The sequence below is a fragment of the Acinetobacter sp. YH01019 genome, assembly GCF_013420285.1.
GTDB classification, from domain to species: Bacteria; Pseudomonadota; Gammaproteobacteria; order Pseudomonadales; family Moraxellaceae; genus Acinetobacter; species Acinetobacter gandensis.
Genome location: NZ_VOYM01000005.1, coordinates 66862 through 79972, shown reverse-complemented (window position 1 = coordinate 79972; position 13111 = coordinate 66862). Strand labels below are relative to the sequence as shown.

General features: G+C 41.0%; 10 protein-coding genes, 4 tRNA genes and 1 pseudogene. 10 read left to right on the top strand and 5 right to left on the bottom strand.

The genetic code is table 11. The annotated features are described in order from the left end of the window. Positions 1-127: 127 nt before the first annotated feature. The 4 genes and pseudogenes from FTT84_RS02660 to rluD all read right to left on the bottom strand — a co-directional run. Positions 128-1162, bottom strand: a pseudogene (locus FTT84_RS02660) (hypothetical protein); the annotation flags it as partial. Positions 1163-1390: 228 nt separating this feature from the next. Further along, positions 1391-1942, bottom strand: coding sequence for a flavodoxin family protein (locus FTT84_RS02655; RefSeq protein WP_067764266.1), 552 nt, complete (start codon positions 1940-1942; stop codon positions 1391-1393). Between the two features lie 40 nt (positions 1943-1982). Next, the gene (gene pgeF / locus FTT84_RS02650) at positions 1983-2723 is read right to left on the bottom strand and encodes a peptidoglycan editing factor PgeF (protein ID WP_180079773.1); all 741 of its coding nucleotides are present in this window, start codon (positions 2721-2723) and stop codon (positions 1983-1985) included. A 43-nt stretch (positions 2724-2766) separates the two neighbouring features. Beyond that, on the bottom strand, positions 2767-3819 hold the full coding sequence (gene rluD / locus FTT84_RS02645) for a 23S rRNA pseudouridine(1911/1915/1917) synthase RluD (RefSeq protein ID WP_067764272.1): 1053 nt from the start codon (positions 3817-3819) through the stop codon (positions 2767-2769). A gap of 71 nt (positions 3820-3890) precedes the next feature. Here rluD and FTT84_RS02640 point away from each other — a divergent pair, with 71 nt between their 5' ends. Both FTT84_RS02640 and FTT84_RS02635 read left to right on the top strand, forming a co-directional pair. Continuing rightward, a complete protein-coding gene (locus tag FTT84_RS02640) occupies positions 3891-4880 on the top strand; it encodes an outer membrane protein assembly factor BamD (protein ID WP_180079775.1) in 990 nt (329 codons plus the stop codon). 204 nt (positions 4881-5084) lie between these two features. Further along, the gene (locus FTT84_RS02635; RefSeq protein ID WP_180079777.1) at positions 5085-7010 is read left to right on the top strand and encodes a DNA primase; all 1926 of its coding nucleotides are present in this window, start codon (positions 5085-5087) and stop codon (positions 7008-7010) included. A gap of 70 nt (positions 7011-7080) precedes the next feature. On the opposite strand, the gene hemA is transcribed toward FTT84_RS02635, so the two are convergent. Next, the gene (gene hemA, locus FTT84_RS02630; protein ID WP_067764281.1) at positions 7081-8364 is read right to left on the bottom strand and encodes a glutamyl-tRNA reductase; all 1284 of its coding nucleotides are present in this window, start codon (positions 8362-8364) and stop codon (positions 7081-7083) included. 78 nt (positions 8365-8442) lie between these two features. On the opposite strand from hemA, the gene FTT84_RS02625 reads away from it, so the two are divergent. The 8 genes from FTT84_RS02625 to FTT84_RS02590 all read left to right on the top strand — a co-directional run bounded on the left by FTT84_RS02625 (position 8443) and on the right by FTT84_RS02590 (position 13062). Then, positions 8443-10155 (top strand): tetratricopeptide repeat protein, encoded by a 1713-nt coding sequence (locus FTT84_RS02625; RefSeq protein ID WP_180079779.1) that lies wholly within the window; start codon positions 8443-8445, stop codon positions 10153-10155. A gap of 9 nt (positions 10156-10164) precedes the next feature. Further along, positions 10165-10743: a lipoprotein insertase outer membrane protein LolB gene (gene lolB, locus FTT84_RS02620; protein ID WP_180079781.1), complete on the top strand. Its 579-nt coding sequence runs from the start codon at positions 10165-10167 to the stop codon at positions 10741-10743. 27 nt (positions 10744-10770) lie between these two features. Further along, a complete protein-coding gene (gene ispE / locus FTT84_RS02615; protein WP_180079826.1) occupies positions 10771-11610 on the top strand; it encodes a 4-(cytidine 5'-diphospho)-2-C-methyl-D-erythritol kinase in 840 nt (279 codons plus the stop codon). 3 nt (positions 11611-11613) lie between these two features. Further along, positions 11614-11688: transfer RNA gene (locus FTT84_RS02610), tRNA-Gln, on the top strand. Between the two features lie 38 nt (positions 11689-11726). Next, positions 11727-11801, top strand: a tRNA-Gln gene (locus FTT84_RS02605). Positions 11802-11831: 30 nt separating this feature from the next. Then, positions 11832-11906: transfer RNA gene (locus FTT84_RS02600), tRNA-Gln, on the top strand. A gap of 90 nt (positions 11907-11996) precedes the next feature. Next, positions 11997-12071: transfer RNA gene (locus FTT84_RS02595), tRNA-Gln, on the top strand. A 37-nt stretch (positions 12072-12108) separates the two neighbouring features. After that, positions 12109-13062: a ribose-phosphate pyrophosphokinase gene (locus tag FTT84_RS02590; protein WP_067764287.1), complete on the top strand. Its 954-nt coding sequence runs from the start codon at positions 12109-12111 to the stop codon at positions 13060-13062. Positions 13063-13111: the final 49 nt, after the last annotated feature.

The following is a 13111-nucleotide window of genomic DNA, read 5'->3' as shown; positions in this document are numbered from 1 at the left end:
AAAGTCATTTGAATGATTTCTTCTTGGTCTACGTGTCATAAAATACTCCATATATTGATGTTTATAACATCATTTGGGGAGCAAAATATCACTTATAAGTGTTGTTCAAATTTCCTGATCCACCTCTGTTATGAATTAAACCCAATGATTGTTTTAATGTTAAATCCGCAGTGATTCCCGTAATTTTACCGCTCATATAGACATTTTCAAATTTTGAACCTGTGGGTGCGAGCAGACAGGCTAACCAATCACACCCTGTCACCGTGGCAGTTACCTTACCGCCAAGAGCTGTCACACCCGTGGGGTTACCATTCGCGTTATAACTTACAGTCCCAGCTGCTGGATATCCACTTTTGTCATCACCCAGTAAGATATCTGGGACTTTGACTTGAGATACCAAAGTCACATCTTTCATCCGCGTACCATTCACCACAATTGCCGGTGTGGTAAATGGATTACGCTCGATATTTGGGATATTAAAACCACCCGCTGTGGTTTTAAAATCAACCTCGGCCAAGCCTAAAGCTTGAAGTCGCCCAGTCACTGATAAATTACCGTATTGATTTGAACCGTACAGGTTATATCGCGTGCCAGCTGTACTTGCGAGACCTTTAATCATACCACTACTATCGGACTGTACTTTCATATAACCAGATAAGTTATTAATACCATTGGGTTTGCTGGTATTTTCTGTACCTGTAGTTAATAAACCTACCACTTTATCTGCACTCAAACGGAAGCCAACAACCTCACGTTGCGATGCACTTTTTGGATTTTTTATTGCAAGTTCTATGAATGGATTGGTTAATTTTGCAGAAGAACTAGCACGGCCATCCGAAGAGCTACTTTGCCCGCTCAGACTTAAATTATCGATATCAATATCGCATGCACCCGCGCCATTTACCCCACCACACCCAAGTTGCAGACTTTTTACATTGACGTTGAGATCCATAACGGCATCTAAACTAAGTTTGTAGAAACCAATATTTTCATCGGTCATTTGCTGATTGACTAAAATAGGATCGGTATAAATCATATTCATCAATGCTGTACCATTAATGGCTGAAAGTTCAGCATCATTTAAGCCGACCAATCCTTCTGTTGCAAAAATATTGCTCGATAAAAAAGAAATGGCTATTGCAATGATGGTCTTTTTTATTATTAATTAATCCTTTTTCATATTCCCACCCATCCCGAGTGGATTTTTATGAGAAGATTAAATCAATAGTTTTTGAGCAAATGAATATCATTTTGTGACACGTATCACAGATAAATGATACATAATGCCAATAAGTATGCATAAACACTCAATAAAAAAGCCTGAAGATATTTTATTCTCCAGGCTTTTCAGTGATTTATATCATAATTTCTAAGTGTATTTTCTTACAAATTAATTAATTTTATTTAACAACAATCCGATGTATTCACCAAACCAAACAGCCGTTGTTAAATCTCCTTCAGGTGGCGTCACCTCAACGGGTGCATTATCAGATTGTGTCATTAGCCCCAAGAAGCTCGACATACGGTTTAAATCTGTAGTGCTTCGCCCTGTTGGCATAAGAGGTAAGCCCGACCACAACATGCCATGTTGCATGGCAAAAAGATTAATTTGCTGTAAAACAGCCAATTTATCACCACTAAGACCTCCGCCATTGGTAAAACCAGCAGCTAATTTACCCTGCCAAGTGCGTGCTAACCAGCGCTTAGAAGACTGCTCCATAAAAAGTTTCATGGCAGCACTCAAGCTCCCCATATAGGTAGGGCAACCAAAAATTATCGCATCTGCCGCATCAAGTACATCCCAATCAACTTGTTCAACATTCATTAAATGTACTTGAACACCCGCTTTTTCAGCACCTTGCGTAATATATTGGGCTACTTTAGCAGTATGTCCATATGGACTGTGATAAACAACAGCAAGAGATTTAGCAGTCAAAGACATAACAATTAAAAGTCGATAGATTCAGTCAAGTTTAGCATTTTCACGCCATAAAAACGAATGTTGCCATACGACCTGTTTTTGCTTCTCTACGGTATGAATAATATTGATCCGCTTGGCTGAATGAACATTGGTCTCCACCCAGTACAGTTTCAACACCATGTAATTTAAGTATATAAGTGGCTATAGCATACAGGTCCGCATAGTACTTCCCTGCTTTAACACCTTCTTTAAAAGCTGTCTCTAGTTCAGGATACTTGGAACAAAAGGCCGTCTTAACTTCAGCACCGATCTCAAAACAGTCTTGGCTAATGGCTGCACCCAACCAGGCCACAACAGGCTGACTTTGCATAGCTACAATAGTATTTTCAACAATACCGTGTGCTAAACCTTTCCAACCTGCGTGTAAGTTGGCAACTTCGCTTCCATCCGCATTAACTAATACTATCGGCAAACAATCTGCTGTCATCATCATTAATACGTGGTGCTTACGCTGCGTTGTCATACCATCGCCTTCAGGCGCAGCAAAATACATTTGCTCATTAATCGTATGACAAATGGTACTATGAGTTTGATTCATCCAACTGATTTTATCCACGCCATAGCCTGCAAAGTCTTGAAGCAATTGCATCCGGTGTTTTTGCACACGTGCAGGATTGTCACCAACATGCAAAGCAAGGTTAAACCCTGCTAATTCAGGTACATCTGATGACTGCATTTGCTCATGATGTACACGTGTTTGGCCCACATATACGCCGTGTGGCAGTCCCTGAACAAATTGCATGTTGTCGTCCTTTGTAACTATAGTGAGTAAATCAGTCTTAAGCTTAGTAAGCTTTATTTTCTGTACGGAGCACTTCAACTAAATGATTGAAGTCTTCTGGCCATGGTGCATCAAACATCATGTCTTCGCCTGTACGTGGATGAACTAAGCCCAGTTGCACAGCATGCAATGCCTGACGTTTAAAGCCACGCAAAGTGTCGTCAAGTAATTGTGATGCGCCTGCTGGCATACGTACACGTGGCATATAAACGGGATCGCCAACAAGACCATGACCAATATACATCAGATGCACACGAATTTGATGTGTACGACCTGTCTCAAGACGTGCTTGAATACGAGTAAAGTTTTGGAAACGTTCTTTCACATTATAGTGAGTCACTGCTTCTTTACCGCCTGGTAACACCGCCATTTTTACGCGATCAACTGGATGACGTTTAATTGGCTCATCAATCGTGCCACCTGCAATGATATTGCCGTACACTACAAGATCATAAACGCGATAAACAGACTTTTTCGCAAGCTGCTTACTCAATGAAAATTGTGACTCTAAGTTTTTAGCTACAACAAGTAGACCTGATGTATCCTTATCAATACGATGGACTAAGCCCGCACGTGTAAGTTCAGCCGATTTTGGATAATGATGCAAAATTGCATTCACTAACGTTCCGCTACTATTACCCGCACCCGGATGTACTACCATACCCACAGGTTTGTTAATCACCATAATATCGTCATCTTCATAGACAATATTTAATGGAATGTCTTCAGGTAAGCTGCGTGTCTGTGCTTCAAGCTCAACTTCGAGTGTTAAAAGCTCATTGCCTTCACATTTGTACTTTGGCTTGACAGTGTTACCATTGACCAACAAATGGCCCTCTTTGAGCCATTGTTTGAGTTTTTCACGAGAAAAATCAGTCCAAACCAGCGCAGAAACTTGGTCGATACGTTGTCCTAAATAGCTTTCATCCAATTGAAATTGCAACGATAAACGTGTTGCAGTTGAGTCTGAAGTATGGTTATCTGCATCCTCAGAATCTTCAAGTAAATTGAAATCAGTTTCAGGGAAATTAGAATTGGAAGATTGTGCTTGACTCATTTGCTCATTCAGACAAAAGTGGTTTAATAGTTCAATTGTAGCTCATTGCCCGTATTAACAGAGGAATTTTTATGTCGCTACCAAAATATAAAATGACAATGCTTGCTCTAACTATAGGCATTGCATCGGCAATGGTAGGCTGTAGCAGTAATCCAAAGAAAGAAGTGGTCGACACAGGTCCACAATCAAGCGAACAGGTTTATATCGAAAAAGCAAAAAAAGCGCTTGAACGTAACCAATATACAGATGCGGCAAAACACCTTGAAGCACTTGAAACCTATTACCCTACGGGTAACTATGCACAGCAAGCGCAACTTGAACTATTGTATGTAAAATTTCAGCAAAAAGACTATGAAGGTGCAATCGCACTTGCAGACCGTTTTATTCGTATGAATCCACAGCATCCACAAGTTGACTACGCTTACTATGTGCGTGGTGTGTCAAACATGGAGCAAAACTATAACGGTTTACTTCGCTATACGTCATTAAAACAGTCACACCGTGATGTCAGCTATTTAAAAGTGGCATACCAGAACTTTGTCGACTTTATTCGTCGTTATCCTTCAAGCGAATATGCTGTTGATGCCGCACAGCGCATGAAGTTTATTAGCCAAGAATTGGCTGAAAGCGAAATGAATGCTGCACGTTTCAACGTAAAGCGTAAAGCATGGTTAGCTGCGGTTGAGCGCTCACTTTGGGTGATTGAACACTACCCGCAAGCACCGCAAGTACCCGAAGCTTTAGCAACTGTCGCTTATGGCTATGACAAACTCGGTGATAAAACAACATCTCAACAATATATTGAAGTGCTGAAGCTCAACTACCCTAAATTGGTTAAGTCCGACGGTACCGTGAATATGCGTGCCGCACGTAGTGAAGGTAGTTTTATTAACCGTGCGACCTTAGGTATTTTTGGCAAAGAAGCCCAAACTTTAACGGAACAAAACCCGTCTGAACTTGAGGCCGATGAAGAAAAACGCAGTTTGACTAATCGTTTAAGCTTTGGCTTACTCGATCGTCCAAAAGATGAAAAAACACAATCGACCGAAGCAGCTGAATAATATCAGTTCATATATTGTCGATTTTTTACAAAGGGCAAGTTAGAATACTTGCCCTTTTGTCTTTTCATGATGAAATTTATCAGATAGATTAAAAGATACGCACTCTTTAGCACTTACCGATTTTGTAGAATTGAATAACAGCATTGCTGACGTTATTTTACTTAAAGAACTGCACTAACTGACCGAATAGACAGACAATACAGCATGGCAATTCCACAACACACCATTGATCAAATTTTAGATCGCACCGACATTGTCGATGTGATTGGTCAGTTTGTGAAATTGAAAAAGACCGGACGCACCTATTCTGGATGTTGCCCTTTCCATCAGGAAAAATCGCCATCTTTCCATGTATATCGTGATAAACAATACTTTCACTGTTTTGGGTGTCAAGCCAATGGTAATGCCATTCGCTTTTTAATGGATATCGGTAGCCGAAACTTTATTGAAGTAATGAAGGATCTCTCTAGCCAAACAGGTATTGAGCTCCCTAAAGACAATACAGACTCAAATAAACTTAAATATAAACGTGAGTCAAAACCCAAACCTGTAGAAAAAAAGCCTGCTGCATCGACACAAGAGCCTCTGGTTCAACAACCATCAAATTCAGATACAGCCGCAGTTTTTGAACATGATCCATTTGCTGAGTTTCAGTCTGCAGACGAAGCTTTTTATGGCAATGATCCATTTGCGCATTTCGATCAAATTGCTGATGGTTTTGAAGATGTCCCGCAAGACGGTAACCTTTACGACCTATTAGAAAATGTCGCCCAATTTTATGAGCAACAGCTTCCATTAAGCCAAATCGGTCAAGCCTATTTTAAACAGCGTGGGCTGAGTGCAGAAACCATTGCCTATTGGCGGCTGGGTTATGCCCCTGAAGATTGGCAGCATTTAGAAAAAGCGTTTCCACAAGATATCGAAGGGCTTAAGTTATTAGGCCTGATTCGTACCAGTGATAGCGGACGTGACTTCGACTTATTACGTGAACGGGTTATTTTCCCGATTCGCGATAATAAAGGCCGTGTTGTCGGTTTTGGTGGTCGTGCCCTGAATGACGAGATTAAGCCCAAATACATTAACTCGCCAGATTCTGAGGTCTTCCATAAAAACCAATTGCTTTACGGCCTATATGAAGGCCGTAAACAGAAAGCGCAAGACTGGCTCATGGTGGAGGGTTACATGGATGTCATTGCATTACAGCAATATGGCATACATGGTGCTGTAGCAACACTAGGGACAGCCAGTAATACCGATCATTTAAATATTTTATTTAAACAAAATAATCGAATCACTATTGCTTTTGATGGTGATGCTGCTGGTCAAAAAGCAGCACGTCGTACCCTTGAGATTGCTCTACCGCTGCTGAATGACGGCCGCGAACTCAAGTTCTTTGTACTGCCAAATGATCACGACCCTGACTCGCTCATTCGCCGCGAAGGCATTGAAAATTTCCGACGTTTATTAGATCAATCACCATTAATGTCGGATTTTATTTTTGCTCTGTTGACGCAGAACCAAAATATTGCAACACCTGAAGGTAAAAGTCAGGTGATGGGCGAATTAAAAAATTTGACAGAGCTATTACCGAAGCATGGTTCATTCCGTTATTTATTACAGCAATTCTTCCGTGAAAAATTAGGTTTTAATCGTAAGTGGCAACCACAAGTTAACAATGATGCTTCTTTGAGCTTCAGTACCAAAATTGATGCTGAAGAATATGTCATCGCCATTTTAATTAACCACCCTTATCTTTATATTCACTTTGAGCCATTACGCGCACTGGTTTCACAAGACTTATTACTCTTCCACATATTGAATATTTTCAATGTGATTTTCGATGAGTTACCTGATGACCCTGAGCTTTCGACTTATTATGTGTTAGGTGCGTGTGCGGCTCATCATCATGAATTGCAGCATATTTTAGAACACGCAAATATAAGCGACTATACGTCTTCGCCTGAACAGGCGGATAAGCTGGCAGCAGATTTTTCAACTAAGCTGCAATATGCTTTCTTAGAGCAAAAAATTAAAACCAATAAGTTCTCGTCACTGGCAGAAATGCGCAATCTCAAACAACGAATTGCAGAGATTGCGAAAAAACGATCACTGACTTTACTTGAAGATTAAAGTTTTTGGGCGGAAATAAGCCCCTATAAGATGCATGACATTCAATAAAACATTGAATATTTGCAGCGAGTTATTTCTTCGGTTTACGACGATTTTCCGCAGTATGAACCAAATCTTGTTCTAACATTTCAAAATAGGCTGGATCTTCAGCGGTCGCTGCATGGCGCAATGCAATAGATGTCGGATGCAGTAATTTTTGTGTTAAGCGATGAGAAAACTCTTGCATGACTTGCGCAGCATCTTCCCCTTTTTGCAGACGATTTAAAGCCAAAGCCAATTCTTCCTGACGTAAAGCTTCACCCTGTGCACGGTAGGCATGAATTGTTGAGCCAGCTTGATTCACTTTTTGTTGCGTGATCAAATCAGTCGCAAGCTGATTGACCATAACTTCAGCTTCAACCGCTGCTTGCCGACGCTGAGCTAAGTTTTCTTCAATCACCGTTTGCAGGTCATCAACACCGTACAAATAGACGCCATCTAGACTTTCCACTTTCGCTTCAATATCACGTGGTACAGCCAAATCCACTAACAACATTTGCTTATAACGACGTTTTTTCAATGCGGCTTTTACATCAGCAAAATGAATAACCTGATGCAAACTACCAGTACAACTTGAGATCACATCTGCGCGATACAAATTAGCCGCCAGATCATCAAATTCAATAATTTCAACTTCAACGCGATGTGCAATTTCTTGGGCCAAAGCTTCAGCACGTGCGCGTGTACGGTTACAAATTATGATTTTACCAACACCCATTTCAGCTAAATGCTTCGCCACAAGACTATTCATTTCACCAGCAGCAACAACCATCACGGTTAGTTGTTCGGGCTTGCTAAACACCTGTAAAGCTAACTGCGCTACTGCATAACCCATTGAAACAGCGTGACTTCCAACAGCAGTTTCAGAACGTACTCGCTTCGCTGCATAAAAAGCATATTCAAAAATTCGGTTTAAATTGGGAGAAACAGTTGACGCATCTTTGGCTAAAGATAAGGCCGTTTTCACTTGCCCCAAAATTTGTGGTTCACCAAGCATCAAAGAATCAAGACCACTCGCAACCCGCATTAAATGTGTTACGGCTTGCGCATTTTCATAACGATACACGTGATTTGACAATTGCTTTACATCAATACCATTTGATTGGGCGAGCCAATTCAATACCATGTCTGCATTTTCAGACATCGCATACACTTCGGTACGATTACATGTAGACACCACCACCATGTCATTCAATTCAGGGGTGTGGCTTTGCTGTTCAAGTAAAGCACTTAACTTTTCAGGGTTAAATGCGACTTGCTCACGCAGTTCTACAGAGGCGGTTTGATGGTTGACACCCAATGCAAAGAAAGACATATCAGATCATCATTTCGCTAAATTTATGCTATTGTGCAACATCGGTGTCATAAAAAGCATTACTTGGATCAAGAAAAATTGCGTCTAACAAATAGCCGAATTAACGGCCAGACAATAAAGCATTATTCTACCACATTCTTACTTGTGGGTAGCATGGCTTCAACTCTCCCTATTCGGGCAGTTGGAGAAGTTTACCATGCAAATTCAGGATATGATGCAATAAAACAAAGTATGATTGCTGAGTTTGCATTGGCATACCAAGATATTCCAACTGCTTTGCATAATTACACTGTTCTTGCGATTAAAAGTAAATCAAGTATGGTCAAGCAACGCGCTCTAAATGTTGCGATTGAGCAAAATGACTTACATGCAGCATTAGACATTGCAACCCATTGGGTGGTGCAAGAACCTGAAGACGTTCCTGCTTTATTTTATTTATCACATATCGCGTTAAAATCCCATGAGTACGAACTCGCGGCGGAAACACTCGATAAAATATTAACTATTGACCCAAATGCAGACCTTGAGCAAATCTTGGCAGGTATTTCACCTGAATCGACGGACGATCGTGCTTATCTCATTCAGGCTTTAAGTGCCAGTAAAGAAAAAAATAATCCTTCTATTTTGGTTTTAGTCGCAGGCTTACAGGCACAAAATGGTGAAATTGCAGATGCACTTGACACCATTAATCTTGCACTAAAAAAACGTCCAAAAGTCACTGGCTACATTTTAATGAAAGCCAATTTATTAATGGCTATGGGCGATGAAGATGAAGTTTTAAAATGGTTTGAAAAATCCAGTCGTAAACACCGAAATAATATGGAAGTGCGACTCGCCGAAGCCAAATATCTGATTAAAATTAACCAATCAGAACTTGGTCTCAAAAAATTAGAAGACATTTTAAAAAAATGGCCTGATGCTGAAGAAGGCTTATTCATGGCGGGTTTAACCAGTATTGACTTAGAGCTGTATGAAAAAGCTGAAAAATATTTGGTCGAACTGCGTTATTCATCGCAATATCAAAACGAAGCTTATTACTATTTGGCTGTCAATGCGGAACGTAAACAACATTTTGAAACTGCAAAAGCCTACTATCGCTTGGTCGATGGCAGCTTATATACCGTTTCACGCCGTAATATGATCAGTATTTTTGCTCAACAAAGTAAATTGCATGATGCTTTGCGCTTTTTAACGCAAGAACGTGTCAACTATCCACAACATGCAAGTTTTCTGTATTTGGCTCAGGCGGATATTCTTAAACGCATGAATAATAAAAAAGCAGCCATTCGCTTACTTGATGAAGCAGTACGAAACTTACCCGATGATCCAGAATTAATTTATTCAGAAGTTTTACTTTTAGATGCCCATCAAGATAAAGATAAACTGGACAGACTGCTTAAACAATTACTCGAAATTGAGCCCAATAGCCCAACCTATTTGAATGCTTATGCCTACACCTTAGCCGTGCAAAACCGCCGTTTAGATGAGGCGCGTAAATATGTTGAACATGCCTTGGAATATGCGCCTGAACAAGCTTCGATATTGGATACACTTGGCTATATTTGTTATTTACAAAATGATTTTAGTACAGCTGCGGCCGTGTTAGAAAAAGCTTTTGAATTAAGCAATAGCGTCAAAATAGGTGTTCGCTATGCGCGTTCTGTCTTTATGTTAGGTGACTTGTCAAAATTTGACACCCTGTTACAACAACTCCAACAAAAATACCCGAATGATCCGCAATTAGAACAGCTGAATTCGTTATTGTTACCCCTACAAATGAAAAAGAGTTAAAACATTTTTATGCGTATAACTTCAAAATTTGGGTTATCCACCCTCACTTGCTGTACATTATTTTTCACCGGTTGTCAGCAATATGTACAACCCCAAACTCCGCCTACGCCCGAAGAAATTGCTGCAAACCAATTTAATCTACAAGGTAAGATTGGTGTTCGAACCCCTCAGCAAACAGGTAGCGCATTTTTTACGTGGGCACAAGACCGTGAAGAATACGAGATTGAACTAAGTGGTATTTTAGGTGTCGGTAAAACCCAAATATCTGGCAAATCAGGGCTCGTTCAACTCAATAGTGCAAAAACCGGCCTCATTGAAGCAAATACACCAGAAGAATTGCTTGAGCGTGCAACAGGTTGGCAAGCTCCAATCACCCATTTAGTTGATTGGGTTCAAGCACGTCCTGCAACGACTCAAGCAAAAATCACCCGTGACACCGCAGAACGCCCTCAACAGATACTTGAAGATGGTTGGACCGTAGATCTAAGCTACAACGATGCTGCACAGCTGCCAAATAAGTTAATTTTAAAACAAGCGCTTGAGAACGGTACAGAAAACCGTATTACAATGATCATTCAAAATCGTTAATTTTTTCTAAGCTGACTTATGACTTCTGTGATTCGTGTACCTTCTCCAGCAAAACTTAATCTTTTTTTGCATATCACGGGTCGCCGTGCCAACGGCTATCACGAATTACAGACCATTTTTCAGCTCATTGATCTTTGCGACTGGCTTGAATTTAGCCAATGCGAAGCAACAGATGAGCAAGCTTTAATTCAAATAGACGGTTTCAATGATGTCAATCTAGAACAAAACCTTATTTTTCGTGCTGCGCAAATACTCAAACCTTTCGCGAAAAATTTGACTGCACAAAGTATCCGCATTGAGAAAAATATTCCTATGGGTGCAGGACTAGGCGGGGGTTCATCCAATGCTGCAACCACGCTTATTGTGCTGAATAAATTATGGCAATGTGAACGAAATACTGAACAATTGGCAGCCTTAGGTTTACAACTTGGCGCAGATGTTCCGGTATTTGTACATGGTTTAAATGCATGGGCTGAAGGCATTGGTGAACACTTAACATTCATAGATTTAGATCAAAAACAGTACATTGTGTTAAAACCTGACTGTTTTATCAGCACTCAACTGCTTTTTTCACAAAAAACGTTGACAAGAGACACGAAGCCTACTAAATTTTGCGGCTATCAGGATATGCCATCTGATTTTGGAAACAACTTTGAGCCTGTGGCAAGAAGTTTGTATCCCGAAGTCGATGAGGCAATGCAGTATTTAGATCAGTTCGGTACAGCAAAGCTTACAGGTACAGGTGCTTGTGTATTTACTGAAGTAACTGAAAAAATGAATATTGATGACATTCTGAAAAATTCACCATGTAAAGCTTACTTGGTTCAGAGTTTGAAAGAATCACCATTACGTCATTTTGAAGTTTGATATAGGGGCGTCGCCAAGTGGTAAGGCACCGGGTTTTGATCTCGGCATCCGTTGGTTCGAATCCAGCCGCCCCTGCCATCATTTTTCACCTGTAGATGTTATTGCTGTAAAGTTTTAGGGGCGTCGCCAAGTGGTAAGGCACCGGGTTTTGATCTCGGCATCCGTTGGTTCGAATCCAGCCGCCCCTGCCATTTAACTTCACAGTCAATCAATATCGAATTAGGGGCGTCGCCAAGTGGTAAGGCACCGGGTTTTGATCTCGGCATCCGTTGGTTCGAATCCAGCCGCCCCTGCCATTTCTTCAAAAAAGACAGAGCATAATTTACAGCGTCTTTGTTAATTCACCTTGACAAAACACAGTAAAAATATTAAAGTTCTGCCGCATTAGGGGCGTCGCCAAGTGGTAAGGCACCGGGTTTTGATCTCGGCATCCGTTGGTTCGAATCCAGCCGCCCCTGCCATCTAATTCCCTAATTTGCCAACCGCCAAGGGTGCTTCATGCCCAATCTTGTCGTTTTTAGTGGATCTGCACATCCACAATTCGCCCAAAAAGTCGTAAGCCACCTGCACATCCCTCTAGGTGCTGCATCTATCGGTCAATTTTCTGACGGTGAAATCGCTGTTGAAATTACTGAAAATGTTCGTGGTAAAGACGTGTTCATCGTACAACCTACTTGTGCCCCAACTAACGATAACCTAATGGAAATCTTAGTGATGGCTGATGCTTTGCGTCGCGCAAGTGCTGGTCGTATTACTGCTGTAATTCCTTACTTTGGTTATGCTCGTCAAGACCGTCGTCCACGTTCAAGTCGTGTGCCGATTACTGCAAAAGTTGTAGCAGATATGCTAACAACTGTGGGTATTGACCGCGTTGTGATGATCGACCTTCACGCTGACCAAATCCAAGGTTTCTTCGATATTCCTGTAGACAACATCTACGGTACTCCTGCGCTTTTAGCTGATCTTCGTCAACAGTCTCATGACAACCTTATGGTTGTTTCTCCAGACGTTGGTGGTGTTGTACGTGCGCGTGCAGTTGCTAAACAAATGGGTGATATCGATCTTGCAATCATCGACAAACGCCGTCAAAAAGCCAACGAATCACAAGTAATGCACTTGATTGGTGATGTTAAAGGCCGTGACTGTGTCATTGTAGATGATATGGTGGATACAGCAGGGACATTGTGTAAAGCTGCTGATGCGCTTAAAACTTTCGGTGCGCGTAAAGTTGTTGCTTATGCAACTCACCCAGTTTTATCTGGTAAAGCACTTGAAAACCTTAAAAATTCTGTGATTGATGAACTTGTTGTTACTGACACAATTCCTCTTTCAGAAGAAGCTTTAGCACTTGGCAAGATTCGCCAAGTTTCAGTAACAAGTATGGTTGCTGAAACAATTCGTCGTATTAACAACGAAGAATCTATTAGCGCAATGTTCGATTCTTATCTATAATAGTGCGCTGAAATTCCAAAGCCCTGCCATTTGGCGGGGCTTTTACTCA

Excerpts from the sequence above, each read along its gene's own strand:
- FTT84_RS02655 (WP_067764266.1), bottom strand. The coding sequence starts at position 1,942 with ATGTCTTTGACTGCTAAATCTCTTGCTGTTGTTTATCACAGTCCATAT.
- pgeF (WP_180079773.1), bottom strand. The coding sequence starts at position 2,723 with ATGCAATTTGTTCAGGGACTGCCACACGGCGTATATGTGGGCCAAACA.
- rluD (WP_067764272.1), bottom strand. The coding sequence starts at position 3,819 with ATGAGTCAAGCACAATCTTCCAATTCTAATTTCCCTGAAACTGATTTC.
- FTT84_RS02640 (WP_180079775.1), top strand. The coding sequence starts at position 3,891 with ATGTCGCTACCAAAATATAAAATGACAATGCTTGCTCTAACTATAGGC.
- FTT84_RS02635 (WP_180079777.1), top strand. The coding sequence starts at position 5,085 with ATGGCAATTCCACAACACACCATTGATCAAATTTTAGATCGCACCGAC.
- hemA (WP_067764281.1), bottom strand. The coding sequence starts at position 8,364 with ATGTCTTTCTTTGCATTGGGTGTCAACCATCAAACCGCCTCTGTAGAA.
- lolB (WP_180079781.1), top strand. The coding sequence starts at position 10,165 with ATGCGTATAACTTCAAAATTTGGGTTATCCACCCTCACTTGCTGTACA.
- FTT84_RS02590 (WP_067764287.1), top strand. The coding sequence starts at position 12,109 with ATGCCCAATCTTGTCGTTTTTAGTGGATCTGCACATCCACAATTCGCC.